Source organism: Listeria rocourtiae FSL F6-920, assembly GCF_000525975.1.
GTDB classification, from domain to species: Bacteria; Bacillota; Bacilli; order Lactobacillales; family Listeriaceae; genus Listeria_A; species Listeria_A rocourtiae.
Genome location: NZ_AODK01000019.1, coordinates 73,665 through 89,796 on the forward strand (window position 1 = coordinate 73,665; position 16,132 = coordinate 89,796).

Genomic DNA, 16,132 nt, shown 5'->3' on the forward strand with positions numbered 1-16,132 from the left:
ACAAGCTTTTTTTGAAAGTTCGTTCGAATAGCCTATTTTCTGGTTTGCATCGGTCTCCATTAGAAAAAAACATTATATTGTGTCATAATATAAATGCAGATACAATATATAGTGTTCGAAAGGAAGCGAAGAAAATGTATGTGGAAAAGGAAAAGGAAACGGAACAATTGGTTATTAAAAGGGATGGACGTAAGGTCGGTTTTGACCTGATTAAGATTAGAAATGCAGTGCAGGCATCAATGGTTAGTTGTGGCGTAGATGATACGGCTTATTTAGAATCTATTTTAGTTGATATTGTGAAGAGTTTACCAAATGATATGGCGGTGACAATTGATGAGATTCAGCATGTGGTCGAAAATCAGCTGATGAAATCTACATACCCAGACGTGGCGCGAGCTTATATTGAGTATCGTCATGATCGGGATTCCCAGCGGGCGAGTATGACGGATTTGACGGCGAGCGTGCAGAAGTTGCTGGATCGGGATAAAACAGTTGTAAACGAGAATGCGAATAAGGATGCAACGGTTTTTAATACGCAGCGAGACTTGACGGCTGGTGCGGTTGCGAAGAGTTATGCGCTGAAATATATGTTGCCTAAGCATGTGGCGAACGCTCATTTGAAGGGGGACATTCATTTTCATGATTTGGATTACAGCCCGTATCATGCGATGACAAATTGTTGTTTGATTAATATTGCAGGGATGCTCGCAAATGGTTTTAAGATTGGGAACGCGAATGTGGAAAGTCCGAAATCGATTCAGACGGCGACGGCTCAGATTGCGCAAATTATCGCGAATGTGGCAAGCTCGCAGTATGGTGGCTGTTCGGTGGATCGGATTGATGAAGTTTTGGCGATGTATGCAAAACGAAATTATGCGAAGCACATGAGCGAGGCGGAAAAATGGGTTTTGGCGGAGCGCAGAGAAGATTTTGCTCAGGAGCGAACAAAAAAAAGATATTTATGATGCGATGCAAAGTTTGGAGTATGAGATTAATACGCTGTATACGAGTAATGGTCAGACGCCGTTCGTGACGCTTGGTTTTGGACTTGGGGAGGACTGGTTTGCGCGCGAGATCCAGGTAGCGATTTTGAAGGTTCGGCTTGGTGGGATTGGAAAGGATAAGCAGACGGCCATTTTTCCGAAGCTGGTCTTCTCGATAAAACGGGGGACAAATTTGGATATCACAGATTCAAACTATGATATTAAGCTGCTGGCACTTGAATGCTCGGCGAAAAGGATGTACCCAGATGTGCTGAATTATGATTCGCTTGTGCGTTTGGTGGGAGACTTCAAAGTACCGATGGGCTGTCGTTCGTTTCTACCGGCGTGGCAAGATATGAACGGAGAGTTTGTGAATGCCGGACGTAATAACTTGGGAGTCGTGACGCTAAATGTGCCGCGAATTGCGATTCAAAGTGGCGGTGATAAAAAGCGATTCTGGGAAATTTTCACGGAGCGGATGCAAACAGTGAAGGATGCGCTACTTTTCAGACTGGAGCGAGTTCGTGAGGCGAAACCGGAGAATGCTCCTATTTTGTATAAGTACGGTGCGTTTGGTAAGCGCCTTGATGATGGGCAGGACGTGACGCAGCTTTTTGACAAGGAACGATCGACAATTTCGATTGGCTATATTGGTTTATATGAGGCGGCTACGATGTTTTATGGCGGCAAGTGGGAGAGGAATCCGGAAGCGAAGGCATTTACGATTGAGGTTGTGAAGGAGTTAAAAGCCTATGCAGATGCTTGGAAAGCGGAGTACGGATATTGGTTTAGCGTGTATTCAACGCCGAGCGAGAGTTTGACGGATCGATTTAACCGCTTGGACCGAGAAAAATACGGAGATATTAAAGACATTACGGACAAAGAATACTATCAAAACTCGTTCCATTATGACGTTCGCAAAAAGGTGACACCGTTTGAGAAAATCGATTTTGAGATGGAATATCCCGAATATTGTTCGGGCGGTTTTATTCATTATTGTGAATATCCGAAGCTCGTGCATAATCTGAAGGCGTTGGAGGCCGTTTGGGATTACGCTTACGACCGGGTAGCTTATTTAGGGACGAATACACCAATTGATCGTTGCTATGAATGCAGTTTTGAAGGCGAGTTTGTACCCACCGCGGAAGGATTTAAGTGCCCAGAATGCGGGAATACGAATCCAGAAACCGCTGATGTGGTGAAACGGACGTGCGGGTATCTTGGCAATCCAATGAAGCGCCCAATGGTACATGGCAGACATGAAGAAATCACGCAACGAGTGAAGCATTTGGAGTCTCTCGATGAATAATCCAAAACCACAAGAATGGCGTTCAGAGGACTTATCTGCCAATTACATTGCTGACTATAAGCCATTTAATTTTGTAGATGGGGAGGGCGTGCGTTGTAGTTTATATGTATCGGGATGTCCTTTTCATTGTAAAGGTTGCTACAATAAGGCGGCACAGTCGTTTCGTTATGGTACGCCATATTCGGAAGCCTTAGAAGATCGGATTATCGCAGATTTGTGGCATGAGAGTGTGCAAGGATTGACGTTACTTGGTGGGGAACCATTTTTGAATACAGGAGTCTGTTTGCCACTCGTGAAGCGAATTAGGAGATTGTTTGGCGCTACGAAAGATATTTGGTCGTGGACGGGTTATACGTGGGAAGAATTGATGCAGGAGACGCCTGATAAATTGGAGTTGCTTTCTTATGTAGATGTGCTTGTCGATGGGCGATTTGAGCAAGGCTTATTTGATTCGAACTTGGCTTTTCGAGGCTCGAGTAATCAGCGGATTATTGATGTGAAGGCTTCCTTACAAACGATGCAAGTAATACTCATATAAATGCATAAACCCCGATTATAGGCCCTTGTCAATGTGATGGGCGTTATAGTCGGGGTTTCTGTCGCGTTTGATTAGCTCTCACGATTAACTTCCTTTGCCATTTTTGCTGGGTCTACAAGTGTCTCGCCGAGTGCAGTGATGATTTGCCATACTTTTTTCATAATGAACAGCTCCTTTCTTGTTCTTACTACCATTATAGCCTGTGAACGTTGGAGTTTCCTGCCTTTTAAATAACAATTTGCTAAGATTATCTTACAGTTTTATCATAAATATTGTAAGGTGGGAAAATTTACATTCAAAAAACATGAATGATACATAATCTCAAACTTTGCTTAACATCGCTACGCTAAACTGGTGTAGTAAGTGAAATTGAGGGGGATTGAGAAAAGTGAAAAAATGGAAATCAGGCTTTGTTTACTTGTTCGTGGCGCTTATGTTAATTCAAGTCGGAGTAGGTTACGTACCAATTCAACATGTAGTGAAGGCGGAAAATGTTGAGGGAGATACACTTATCGCGAAGGAATCGAGTTGGAAATATTGGGATCAAGGTACATATCCAGGTGACACATGGCGTGACGGGGCGTTCGATGATGCATCTTGGAAATCCGGTAAAGGGGCGCTAGGTTATAATCCAAAAAACCTGGATATTAAAATAAATACGACCATTTCGTACGGTGCAGATGAGGACAAGAAATATCCAGTTTCTTTTTTTAGAAAGAATTTTGAGGTGAAGGGTGCAGATAAGTACTTGCGTGCAAATTTAGCGCTGAAAGCTGATGATAGTGCGGTCATTTATGTGAACGGAAAAGAAGTGAATCGGGTACGGCTTGCGGATGGTGTGATTAATTTTGGCGATTATTCGGGTCAGCAGAGTTCTGATGCTGTAGAGTATGAGGGGATTAAGCTTGGCGCGATTCCGTTGCAGGAAGGGACAAACACGATAGCCATTGCGGTTTTTCAGCAAAAGGGATCGAGTTCGGATGTAACGTTTGATGCTGAGTTGACGGGATTTGTAACGCCGGAAGAGACTGTGGTGGATGAAGATTACGCGCCAAGCAAGATTGCAGTGACGTTCTTCGGTAATACCCAAACGCAAAAAGGTTTTACATGGCATACGAAATTGGATGCGAAATCTGATTTACAGTATGTGAAGACGGTCGGCTCGGCGGTTCCGAGTTTTGCTGGGGCGCAGCTAGTCACTGGGAAAAGCGAAGCGAATGACGTTGCAATTGGTGGGTTCTCGCATCAAGTCACCGCAAAATACTTGGATCCAGGGACGACGTATTGGTACCGCGTTGGTGATGAAGCACGAGATAAATGGAGTGAGCCAGCTCAGTTTACGACACAGAAACGTGATACGAAAGCTTTTGATTTTTTATACGTGACAGATTCTCAAGGGAGTAGCGAGGAGGAATACAGCTGGACGGATGCGACGTTGAATAAAGGTTTTGCGATGTACCCGAATGCGGAATTCATTTTGCAAACGGGAGATTTGGTCAATACGTCATCGAGTCCAGCTGAATGGGGTTGGCTATTTGGAACATCGCAAAATTTACTCAGTAATACGACAATAGCAGCTGCTACGGGAAATCATGATGCGTTCAATAACTCGTTTCGTCAACATTTTTACTACGATCATCCGGTGAATGCGAATAATTTGAATAAAGGCGTATACTATTCATTTGACTATGGTCCGGCGCATTTCATAATGTTAAACACGAACGATCAGGATTCACGAGCGCTTGACCCGGTACAACTTGCTTGGCTGAAAGAAGATGCTAAGCAAGCGCGTGCTGACGGTGCCAAATGGCTTGTTGTAGCTTTTCATAAAGGGATATATACTGTGGCGAGCCATATGACAGATACGGAAATTGTGACACTACGTGATCAATTAGCACCAGTCTTTGATGAGCTTGGCATTGACATTGTATTGCAAGGGCATGACCATAGTTATTTCCGTTCCCAACAAATGAAAGGTAAATCGCCAATCGCCCCAGATGCAATTAGTCGGGTGGAGGAAGACAAGGTTTTACGCGACGTCGATCCGGGTGGGCAAAGTTATCATGTTATCAATACGAGCGGTTACAAGTTTTATCAGCCACAATCGGAAAGTAAGATGAGTGCTGCCGGTGTCTATCCGGTGAAGTACGCTCAACCAATGTTACAAATGTTTGCTGGGATTAGCTTTACAGAGGATCGGTTCACGTACAAAGCTTACACATACGATGCGAAAACGGCAAATGCTGTGCGTGCTACAGCGGAAGCGAGCCTTTTTGACACATACGGCATTTTGAAGACGGACAGAGCAAAGGCAGTTGCCGCAGAAATCGATGCGTTACCAACGAAAGTCGCACTAGCAGATAAGGCCACAGTTTTAGCTGTAAAGGCTGCTTATGATAATCTCGATACCACACTGCAGAAATACGTCCTGAATTATAACTCTTTGACTTCAAAACTGGCCGATTTGAATGCTTTAGAAGCGGAGCAACCAGAGCTAGAGCCGGGAGTAACAGATCCAAACTTAGAAGTACCGACAACAGAAAAACCAGTGATTCCAAAGTCGCCTGAAACACAAGAAATTCCGATATCATCAAATACAACAAGTAAGTCAGTACAACCAGTAATGCAAGAAGTATTGCCAAATAAAGATAGCGTAGAAGCTAAAAGCTATGCGGTCACAGGTACTGATGGGATTAACTTACCATCTACCGGAGATGCAGATAGGATGTGGGCATTTGTACTCCTTGGTGGGAGCTTCTTAGTTTTAGGTTCAACAATTTGGTGGCGACGTAAATTAAAATAAGAAAAATGAGAGTTAGTGCTAGTTATGAAGCGCTAGCTCTTTTTTTTATGATTGTAATCAGTCGATAAGTTTAAAACGAGGTTTATGGCAGAATATAAGGGGAAAATCTAGAATATATATCAAATTGCCTATATTTCATTATTGTAAATTTCAGCAAATTAGAAAAAGGGAGGAAGCAACAATGGTTAATAGTAAGCGATTAGTTGATACATTCATCGAGCTTGTTAAAATTGATTCAGAAACGAAGCAGGAAGGGAATTTTCAAGCGTTTCTAAAAGCACGATTTCAGTCATTAAATCTCAAGGTGACGGAAGATGACACCATGACAAAAACGGGTTTTGGTGCTAACAATTTACTATGCCAATTGCCCGCAACGACCGAAGCTGACGCGATTTTCTTTTCTTGCCATGTAGATACGGTTAAACCAGGTATGGGAATTAAGCCAGAGATTAAAGACGACATCATTTATTCAGATGGCACGACGATACTAGCAGCTGATGATAAGGCAGGAATCGCAATTATGTTGGAAACAATCCAGTTAATCAAGGAAAATAACACCCCGCATGGCAAGTTGGAATTTGTGCTTTCAGTAGGGGAGGAGAGCGGATTAATTGGCATTAAAGCTTTCGATATGAGCATGCTTACTGCGAACTACGGATTTGTTTTAGACACAGGTGGTCCAGTTGGAAGCATTACAGTGGGTAGCCCAACGCACGCTGGTCTTGAAATTGAAATTCATGGAATAGCAGCACACTCTGGAATTGAGCCTGAAAAGGGGATTTCGGCCTTGGAAATCGCGTCCAAAGCAATTTCTGCTATGAAACTAGGGCGTATTGATTCAGAAACGACCGCAAATATTGGTATAATTGAAGGAGGGACTGCAACGAACATTGTTATGGAGCACGTGCGGATGGTTGCAGAAGTCAGGTCAATCAACAGCGATTCCTGTGAGGCGCAAATACAACACATGAAAGACTTGTTCGAAAAAACGACAGCAGAAATGGGTGGCGCGATTACAATAAAAGTAGAGATGAAGTACGGCGGTTACCACTTCAATACCGAAACGAATGTCGTTCAAATTGCGACTAGAGCGATGGCAGAATTGGGCATGAGAGCAAACTGTGAAATAAGTGGTGGAGGTAGTGACGCCAATATTTTTAACGAACAAGGGAAAGAAACAACCAACTTATCGATTGGCTATGAAAAAATCCACACCGTTCATGAATATATTCCCATTCGTGAACTAGAAAAAGCGACGGCATTAGTATATGAAATTGTAAAACGCGTGGCATCTAAATAGAAAGCCATGCTTCAATGCCTGACGTCGCGATGCAAAATGAAACCTCCATAGACTAAAAACAAGATAAGACTAATCAGATTGAAGGTGTTTAAATGAAACATTTAGTGAAACAATTTTTACTCGTAGCAGTTTCCATTGCGCTTATCGGTGCTAGTATTAATCTCTTTTTAGCGCCACACCATATTGCTGCAGGCGGTGTGACCGGCATTGGGATTTTAGCTGAACAAGCGCTTGGAATACCGATAGCGATGACGGTGCTCGTTCTAAACGTCATCATGCTTATTTTAGCTTTTATATTCCTAGGTCGTGCCGTCTTTGTCCGTTCATTCCTAGGAAGCTTATTACTCCCACTCTCATTAGCTGTTATTCCAGAGACCATGCTAGCGCAAGATCGTCTGTTATCTGTTATTTTTGGTAGTATGATCTTCGCAATCGGTGTTGCGATTCTTTACAGAATTGAGGCTTCTAGTGGTGGGACAACAATTCCACCGCTTATTCTCAAAAAATATTTTAACTTAAACACATCGCTAGGCCTCTTTTTAGTTGATACCATTATTGTTATTTTCAATATTGTCATCTTTGGCGTCGAAGAGTTTCTATTTGCGATACTCTCACTTATCTTAGTTGCCATTATTATGAATTATTTAGAGACAGGTCTCAAAAAACGCAAAGCCGTGATGATTATGAGCGATCAAAAAATAGAAGAAATCAAAGCGGGCTTGCTGGATGAGATGGGACGCGGTGTCACCGTTTTTAACGTATCAGGTGGATATACAGGTAGCGAAAAAACAATGTTGATGGTCGTTCTGGAAACACGTGAATACCAAACAATCCTCAAAGTCATCAATTCGCTAGATAAAAAGGCTTTCGTGATTGCCTATACAGTATCAGAAGTGCACGGACTTGGCTTCAGTTATCATACAATTGAATAAAAATAAAATATACAACGAAAGACGGGGGGGGATTAGTCATGAATCCAGTCACAGCATTTACGATTATTATGCTTATTTGGGCTATAAGTGATTTTGTCTCTAAGAAAACAAAGTCGCTTATCTCATCATTACTCGTAGCTTCTATTATTTTCTTGGTGGGATTTAAAACAAATATATTCCCAGAGGACTTGCTTACAAGCTCATCATTGCTAGCATTGGGCCAAACTGTTGTTGGCTTTATCATCGTTCACATCGGAACTATGATTAGCTTAGACGAACTCAAAAAACAATGGAAAACTGTTTTGATTGGCGTAGCTGCAGTGCTAGGCATCACCGCCTTCCTATTCCTTATCGGCTCTCTTTTCCTAGACGAAAATTTTGTCATTGCAGCAATCGGCGCGATTAGCGGTGGGACTATCTCCGTTATCATCGTCCAAGAATCCGCCCTGGCCTCTGGTTTAGTGCTCGTAGCCGTGTTTCCAGTCTTGATTGCGGCATTCCAAGGGCTTATCGGTTTCCCGCTGACATCTTTGATTCTACGTAAAGAAGCGAATCGTCTCAAAGGGGAGTACCGTGCAGGGCACCTCAAAGTCGAAAAAGCAGAAGTGCATCACGATGAAGCCAAAACAATGCTACCAAAGGCTCTGCAAACAACAGCAGGCACCCTATTTATTGTTGGCGTTGTCGTGATGTTGTCCATATACATTGATACAATCACAAATGGCGTGTTAAATACATTTGTCGTAGCCTTATTATTCGGTATCGCACTACGCGCATTCGGCATCATCAAACCGAATATTCTAAGTGGCATCGATGCGTACGGTTTAATGATGCTAGCCATTCTCATCATTATTTTTGGCCCACTAGCAACATCCTCCGTCGATGACCTGGTAGCCCTAATCGGTCCACTCTGCATTGCATTTGCCGTTGGAGTTAGCGGCAGTGTTGTATTGTCCGCAACCATGGGTAAAATCCTCGGTTACAGTATTTCTATGTCGATAGCAATCGGCCTCACAACGCTGTACGGTTTTCCAGGAACAATGATTCTAAGTCAAGAAGCTGCGAGAAGTGTTGGTGAAAACGAGCAAGAAATCGCGGCAATCGAAGGTCAAATTCTACCGAAAATGATTATCGCCGGTTTTTCCGCAGTGACCATAACTTCTGTCGTACTAACAAGTATTTTAGCCGAATTTATTCATTAATAAGGAAAAAAAGGGGAGGACAGTGATGGACTTCTCTGTTTTTTTTCAAAAAACCCGAAAATCGCTTGACGCAGGGGCTGAAACATGTTTTAATAAGGGAGTGCCAAAAATGGTGCAACAAAAAAGGTTCCGTGGTGTAGGGGTTAACATGCCTGCCTGTCACGCAGGAGATCGCGGGTTCAAATCCCGTCGGGACCGTCAAATAAGAATCGCGTTTTGTTTAGGATTTCATATCCCAGACAAAACGCGATTTTTTTATTATAGATTTAGTTTTAAGCAACGACAACTGCAGTCCCAGAAGCCGTCACCATTAGCATCCCATTATCCGCACCGAGTACCTCATAATCGATGTCCACACCAACTACTGCATTCGCGCCTAGTTTCGCTGCACGCTCCTCCATCTCACGAATTGCTTCTTCGCGAGCTGCGACCAACTCCTGCTCATAGCCTTCAGAGCGTCCACCAAAGAAGTTACGCAACCCTGCGCCAATATCCTTCATGAAATTAACCCCAGTAATTACTTCTCCAAAAACAATCTGTTTATACTCTACAATTTGTTTACCATCAACACTTGGAGTTGTTGTTGAAATCATTCTCTATTACCTCCTGATTATTATGATGTTATGACATTAAAATATCATATTATGCCGAAAAACACAAAAATGACGGGAATCCTGATTTAGATGCCCATCATTTTTGCTTCACATATTAATAATCTTTCATCGCATCATCCAACACTTTTTTCAAAGTATCCGCAGAATTTGCCATCTGTTTCTTCTCTTGCTCATTCAATTTCATCTCAACAACGTGGCGAACACCTTTACGATTCACCACGGCTGGTGCGCCAATGTACACATCGTTCAAGCCGTAGTGCCCATCCATATAGACAGACAATGGCAAAATCGCGTTCTCGTTATTCAGAATCGCTTTTGTAATCCGGGCAAGTGCTGCTGCAATCCCATAGAATGTAGCGCCTTTTTTATCGATGATTTCATAAGCCGCATCACGAACACTTACGAAAATCGTATCCATTGCACCTTGTTCATCTTCCTCAATCCATTCCATGATTGGTAGTCCACCAACAGTTGTGTGGCTCCAGGCAGGGAATTCCGTATCGCCATGCTCACCAAGGATATATCCGTGGACGTTACGCGCATCGACTTTTAAATAATCGGCAATTGACATCCGGAAACGTGCCGTATCAAGACTTGTACCAGAACCAATCACGCGTTCTTTTGGCAACCCAGAGAATTTCCAAGTCGCATAAGTAAGAATATCCACAGGGTTTGATGCTACTAAGAAAATGCCATCAAAACCACTTGCCATTATTTCATCCACAATCGATTTCATAATACGTATATTACGGCTCACAAGATCAAGTCTAGTTTCACCAGGTTTTTGTGCCGTACCAGCTGTAACAACAACGATATCTGCGTCGTGGCAATCACTATAGTTAGCCGAGTAAATTTTCTTAGGTGCTGAAAAAGGCACCGCATGACTTAAGTCCATTGCGTCCCCGATTGTTCTATCTTTATCTATATCAATGATTCCGAATTCTTGCCCGATATTCAAGTTTACACAAGCAAACGCATAACTAGAACCAACTGCTCCGTCCCCAACCAAAATGATTTTTTGATGATCTTTCATTTTCAAATTCCTCCTTCAAAAATACGATCTACTAGTACAGTATAACACGTAAATTTCATTTGTGAAACCATGAACTACCTTAAATTTAAAAAGTGTTATATTAAAATGATGTAAACGTTGTAATACAGTTTTTGCTAAATAGGATTCCCTCTATCTTTAGCCGTAAAAGTAGCGTTGTAAACCCTTATTGTTTCATTTTTTTTCCGAAAGGGTATATGATGGAGGTGTACGATACAAAATTGAATGAGTGGAGTGATTTTTTATGGCAACAACATTAGAGGTCCAGAAAAGAGAAACAAAACCGCATTCGAACATAACGTCTATCCGTAATGCAGGTAGAATTCCAGGTGTTATTTATGGTTACAAGGCAGAAAACGTGCCAGTTTCCGTAGACTCTTTAACTTTTATTAAAGCGGTTCGAGATAACGGAAGAAACGCCGTATTTTCTGTAGCGATTGACGGAGCAAAATTAAACGTACTATTACATGAATACCAAATAGACCCATTAAAAGGGGATATCGAGCACATCGATTTATTGGCGGTAAACATGTCTGAGGAAGTAGAAGCAACAGTGACAATAAATCTTGTTGGTGAGTCCAAGGGCGTTAAGCTTAGCGGTGTTTTACAACAAGTTCTTTATGAAATCACAGTTTCCGCAACGCCAGACAAATTACCAGAAGTAGTCGACGTTGACATTACAGATCTTGATATCGGTGACACAATCACAGTAGCAGACATTCCAAAAAATGCTGACTACGAAGTGATTACCGAGGGTGAGGAAGTCGTGGCGACCGTTGCAGCACCACGTACCTCTGATGAACCAGAAACGACAAGCGGTGAAGTAGCAGAACCAGAAGCTTTACACGGTTCAGATGAAGCCGAAGAAAAATAATATAGGATAACGAAATCGAGTGATGAGGCAAGCTGTTTGCCCTCGTTGCTCGTTTTTTTGTCGTACCCACAATTCAAGTGATAAAATGAGAAGGTATAATTTAAAGAGGCTATTATTGAATTATTTACACATTGGGGAGAGAATTCTAATGAAGAAAAACTGGACAGAGATTAATGAGACAAATGGGAATTATAAGCGAATTGGAATATACGGAACACACCTAGAAGTAGGAAATACAGAATACCCGAATTATTGTATTGGCGAACTGGCAAGTATTTTACCAGCAAATCTTCATTATTATGCGTTGGTGACAAGCGAAATCGAGTTTCCAACCCGCATTGATTATTATAAAAAGCTATGGAAAGGTTATGCAGATGAACTACCGCTGGAGGACAGTATTTTATCGAAGGAATATGTTGACCAATCAGGCTTCACCACTTTTTATGGTGTTATTGAATTCCGAGCGAATATACCAAATCATATTTTTGAGACGATTAGCAGTGATTCCAGTAAGTTGCTATTTGGTGATGATAGGTCGCTTAAGGAGTTAGATATTCCAAGTATATTCAAGCAATACCAAGCGAATCAAGCGTTTATTAACGGACAATTCCCGATTCAATTTCAATATATGGATGCTGGCTTTGAGGCTGGGATGCATATTCTAATTTCTGATATGTATAAAATGAGGACGGTAAATTTTCGAAAGATAGGTGAGCTAGGTAAGAACGGCTTTCTCATGACAAGTCGCAATGATATCGTGCTTGCAAACATGTATTTAGAAGAGGACTATTGTGTTATTGAAAGTGGCACGAAGGAGCTCATTAAGAATTTGAATTTTATCCCAGAAGTTTGGCAATGTATCCAATCTGATGACGGGATGATACTTCTGTGGACGCGTTCATTTTTCATAGAAGATGAAGAAAAGAATATCATTAAGATTAGAAACAGCATTGCGGAATATGAATTTTGGGGTGTTGGTATAGCGGGAATCGCATCGATTGATGATGAATTTTGGTTGCTTTTCGATGAAGAGGGGACAACGGAAAAGGGGCGTGGTAGTAAGGGCTTAGCTATTGTTGAAAAAAATGGCGCATTACGTTTTCCACTACATCAAACCGCTTGTGAACTCATTTTTGATGGTACCGCGATAGCTTATGATGTTGATAACGAGATAGTTTGGTTGTTTCAATATTCGTGGGAAATGAGGGGTCAGTGACGGTAATGGATGGTATCGTATGGGGATTAGATGAAAAGAATATGGTGCGTCACGATCTTATACAAAAAACGGTGAATCGATTTGTGATAGCAGATGAGTGTGGTAAAGGAATAGATGTGCGCCATTCATACGCGTTTGGCGGCAAGATGTTAGTTACAGGTAAAGATGATGTTGTATATTTATTCGAAGTGGAGAACTTTTTGCTGTAATTCAAAAAGCACATTTGGAAATTATAAGATGTAAAAAGTGATGAAAGCCATGCAAAAACTTATTATTAGCGAGTCATAGGCAGATACATTTTAAGTTTGATAGAAAAATACGTTGGCCTAATGTTGCTCGCAATAGGCTAACATATTTTTTAGCGTGTTGTGATACTAGAAACTTTGTTATATAAAAGATAGGAATATTTATAAATTTGATAGAAAGAACCTCTTATTTAGAGAGTCGTTTGAAATTTTAATAAGATAATGTTAAAAATAGTTATTTTTAACTAAAAGTTAAAATAATAACATCCAAATTATGGATAATAAAAATGGAATAGTATCTAATAGTACCCTAAACCGATTCTTTTTTTTGTATACCAAATAAGTGTTAAAATACTTTTTCCGTACACTACTTTTGATATGAAAATACGTAATGTATATATTTTTATATCAAATAATATATTTTTCTAAAATCGGAATTGATAATCTAATCAGAAAAATAATAACATTGACAATTTTTAGCTTTAAAGTTAAATTTACGTGGATAGCGCTATCACGATTTGAATTTAAGAAAGAGGGGGAAGGTATAATGAAAACGATAAAGAAGATAATTTCTATGCTATTAATTTGCATACTGATAATTAGCCTGCTACCAATACAGATGATGGTGTCTGCATCGGTGTCTTGGGGAACGCAGTTTATTACGAGTATTAATATCACTGATAGAAACGGGAATACAATCTCAGAAGCCCCTATAAATACAACCTTTAAAATTCGATATGAATGGACTATACCAAATAATGTAGATGTGAAAACAGGAAATACGATGAATATAGCATTACCAGAAGGGCTTCAAACTGCTCAAAATGATAAGATGGAGTTTAGAGCTGCCTCAGGTGCGCTTGTAGCCACAGGGCAAGCAACTTCTCCAGGAGGTAAAAATTACAATATAACATTTACAGATTATCCGGAGACACATTCTAATGTAAAGGGATATATAGAATTTTTTATACGGTTCGATTCAAGCGTACAACCTAATCAAAAAATAGAAGTAGGCTTGTTACCCGGTAAAGAACCAGTAACAATAACAGTGATTAAAGAGAATGAAGAGGTGGGCCCACCAGGAGAACCGGGACCTGTCGAGATAACGACGGACACCAGTTATAAGATGCGCTCGTACCAAGGAAATGGAGAAATCGAATGGTATATTTTTGTCATTCCACCTAAACTCAAATCTAATCCGTCAGATCCGGGATATTACGAATCGATAGGTAACGTTATAATTGAGGACAACTATGGTGAAGGTCACACACTTATTTCAAATTCTGTTAAAGTTAGACAAGCGTTCGGAGTAAGAGGTGGGTATCATATAGAAAGCAATCTTCCAGATATACCTATAACCAAGCAAGACCCTGTCGCAAGGACGTTTGAGGTAGACTTGGGTAATGTAGATGATGGTTATGGAAGGGAAATCACTTACAGAACGAAGGTAACCAACCCAGACCAAGAAACATTTTATAATCAAGCAACAATCAAAGGAGAAGAATTTGAAAGAAAAATAGAAAGCACTTTACGAATTGAAGGAGGAACCGGCGGGGCTGAGGGCGAGCAAGCAGGATTTACAGTTCTAAAGAAAAATACGGAAGGAAAACCTTTAGAAGGTGCAAGTTTTGATCTATACCGCATATCAGCGGATGGCGTGGAAACGATGGTTGTCACGGGGCTGACATCAGATAAAGATGGGACTATAAGTCACGATAAGCTACGTTTTGGAACATATGAACTGCGTGAAACGATTGCACCGGAAGGATATAAACTTTTAGATACGCCATATCGATTTACTTTAGACTCAAGCGGCATAACGGTTTTAACGATTCCAATTGTTAATGAAGCCGAAGCAGTGCCAGTAGGTGCAGTAAAATTAACGAAACATGATGAAGTTGATAAAAGTAAAGTATTAGCAGGGGCTAAGTTCGATCTATATAAAGGAACACCAGTAGCTGGAAATACGCCAATAGGTTCTTATACAACACCAACCAATGGTATTGTTCAAGTCGATAATTTAGAATTTGGAGATTACTATTTTGTCGAGACAAAGGCACCCGCAGGCTATGAGTTAGATACCACATCAAGACCTTTCACGATTGGCGAAGATCAAGTAACGGTACCATTGGAGCTAGGTGTTGCGAACAAAGCCATTCCAACTCCAGTAGGATCGGTGAAACTAATTAAATATGATGAGGCCAATGAGATTAAAAGTTTAGATGGAGCAGAATTCGATTTATTCCGTGGCACACCAGGATCAGGCACATTCGTAAGTAGCCACGTAACACCAGCATCAGGCGCCTTCCAAGTGAATAACTTAGAATTTGGAAACTACTACTTTGTCGAAACAAAAGCACCAGCAGGCTATGAGTTAGATACAACACCAAGAACGTTCACCATTGGCGAAGATCAAGTAACTGTACCATTCGAACTTGGAGTTGCGAACAAAGCGATCATTGATCCAACTATCCAAACCATCGCTTTTGAGACAGGAACAGAAAGTAAAATCCTTTTCCCAGGCGAGGCAGCGAAAATTAGTGACCGCGTGTCTTATAACAACGTCATCCCAGGTAAAGAATACCGCTTAGATGCAACACTTCTAACAAAAAATAGTGCGTTACAATTAACAACTGGACAAAAACAATTCACCGCAACGAGCGCAACAGGTCAACAAGTAGTAGACTTAGCAGCATTTGACGCGACAGCTCTACGTGGACAACAAGTGGTTGTATTTGAGCAACTGATCGATGTAGAATCAGGTCTTATCGTTGCAACACACGAAGATTTAAATGATGCTGATCAAACAGTTTCTTTTGCTGACCCGCGTGGTGGTGTCACATTTACAAAAGTAGATGCCGATACACAAAATCCGCTTGCAGGAGCAGAGTTTACCCTGTATGAAGGGACGTCAAGCGCGCCAGGTAACGCTTTAGGCGTCTACACAAGTGCTGCGACAACAGGGAAAGTAACTGTCAATAATTTACCGTACGGTAACTACCACTTTGTCGAAACAAAAGCACCAACTGGCGGTTATATTTTAGATGGTAAGCCGATTGATTTTG

11 protein-coding genes, 1 tRNA gene and 1 pseudogene are annotated in these 16,132 nt (G+C 41.2%); 11 read left to right on the forward strand and 2 right to left on the reverse strand.

Annotation, left to right across the window (positions count from 1 at the left end; translation table 11 throughout):
- Positions 1-134 precede the first annotated feature (134 nt).
- The 7 genes and pseudogenes from nrdD (at position 135) to PROCOU_RS07535 (ending at position 9,265) form a co-directional block, all read left to right on the forward strand.
- Positions 135-2,292: pseudogene (gene nrdD, locus PROCOU_RS07505) on the forward strand (anaerobic ribonucleoside-triphosphate reductase).
- Positions 2,285-2,830 (forward strand): anaerobic ribonucleoside-triphosphate reductase activating protein, encoded by a 546-nt coding sequence (gene nrdG / locus PROCOU_RS07510; protein ID WP_036071054.1) that lies wholly within the window; start codon positions 2,285-2,287, stop codon positions 2,828-2,830. The pseudogene nrdD and the gene nrdG overlap by 8 nt, the downstream one beginning before the upstream one ends.
- A gap of 388 nt (positions 2,831-3,218) precedes the next feature.
- On the forward strand, positions 3,219-5,633 hold the full coding sequence (locus PROCOU_RS07515) for a fibronectin type III domain-containing protein (protein WP_036071056.1): 2,415 nt from the start codon (positions 3,219-3,221) through the stop codon (positions 5,631-5,633).
- 181 nt (positions 5,634-5,814) lie between these two features.
- Entirely contained in the window at positions 5,815-6,933 is a 1,119-nt protein-coding gene (locus PROCOU_RS07520) for a M20/M25/M40 family metallo-hydrolase (protein WP_036071058.1), read from the forward strand.
- A 92-nt stretch (positions 6,934-7,025) separates the two neighbouring features.
- Positions 7,026-7,865: a YitT family protein gene (locus PROCOU_RS07525; RefSeq protein ID WP_036071062.1), complete on the forward strand. Its 840-nt coding sequence runs from the start codon at positions 7,026-7,028 to the stop codon at positions 7,863-7,865.
- A gap of 38 nt (positions 7,866-7,903) precedes the next feature.
- Entirely contained in the window at positions 7,904-9,067 is a 1,164-nt protein-coding gene (locus tag PROCOU_RS07530; RefSeq protein WP_036071065.1) for a hypothetical protein, read from the forward strand.
- Between the two features lie 125 nt (positions 9,068-9,192).
- Positions 9,193-9,265 (forward strand) — tRNA-Asp (locus tag PROCOU_RS07535).
- A gap of 74 nt (positions 9,266-9,339) precedes the next feature.
- On the opposite strand, the gene PROCOU_RS07540 is transcribed toward PROCOU_RS07535, so the two are convergent.
- Both PROCOU_RS07540 and PROCOU_RS07545 read right to left on the reverse strand, forming a co-directional pair.
- Positions 9,340-9,660 (reverse strand): putative heavy metal-binding protein, encoded by a 321-nt coding sequence (locus PROCOU_RS07540; RefSeq protein WP_036059045.1) that lies wholly within the window; start codon positions 9,658-9,660, stop codon positions 9,340-9,342.
- A gap of 115 nt (positions 9,661-9,775) precedes the next feature.
- Positions 9,776-10,714, reverse strand: a complete 939-nt coding sequence (locus PROCOU_RS07545) for an L-lactate dehydrogenase (RefSeq protein WP_036071067.1) — start codon at positions 10,712-10,714, stop codon at positions 9,776-9,778.
- A 262-nt stretch (positions 10,715-10,976) separates the two neighbouring features.
- Here PROCOU_RS07545 and PROCOU_RS07550 point away from each other — a divergent pair, with 262 nt between their 5' ends.
- The 4 genes from PROCOU_RS07550 to PROCOU_RS07565 form a co-directional block, all read left to right on the forward strand.
- Positions 10,977-11,606 (forward strand): 50S ribosomal protein L25/general stress protein Ctc, encoded by a 630-nt coding sequence (locus PROCOU_RS07550; protein WP_036071069.1) that lies wholly within the window; start codon positions 10,977-10,979, stop codon positions 11,604-11,606.
- A 148-nt stretch (positions 11,607-11,754) separates the two neighbouring features.
- Complete coding sequence (locus PROCOU_RS07555) at positions 11,755-12,822, forward strand: hypothetical protein (RefSeq protein ID WP_036071071.1); 1,068 nt, start codon at positions 11,755-11,757, stop codon at positions 12,820-12,822.
- Positions 12,819-13,031 (forward strand): hypothetical protein, encoded by a 213-nt coding sequence (locus PROCOU_RS07560; protein ID WP_036071073.1) that lies wholly within the window; start codon positions 12,819-12,821, stop codon positions 13,029-13,031. The genes PROCOU_RS07555 and PROCOU_RS07560 overlap by 4 nt, the downstream gene beginning before the upstream one ends.
- Positions 13,032-13,614: 583 nt before the next feature.
- Positions 13,615-16,132: SpaA isopeptide-forming pilin-related protein (locus tag PROCOU_RS07565; protein ID WP_036071075.1), on the forward strand; the 2,518-nt coding region annotated here is incomplete at its 3' end.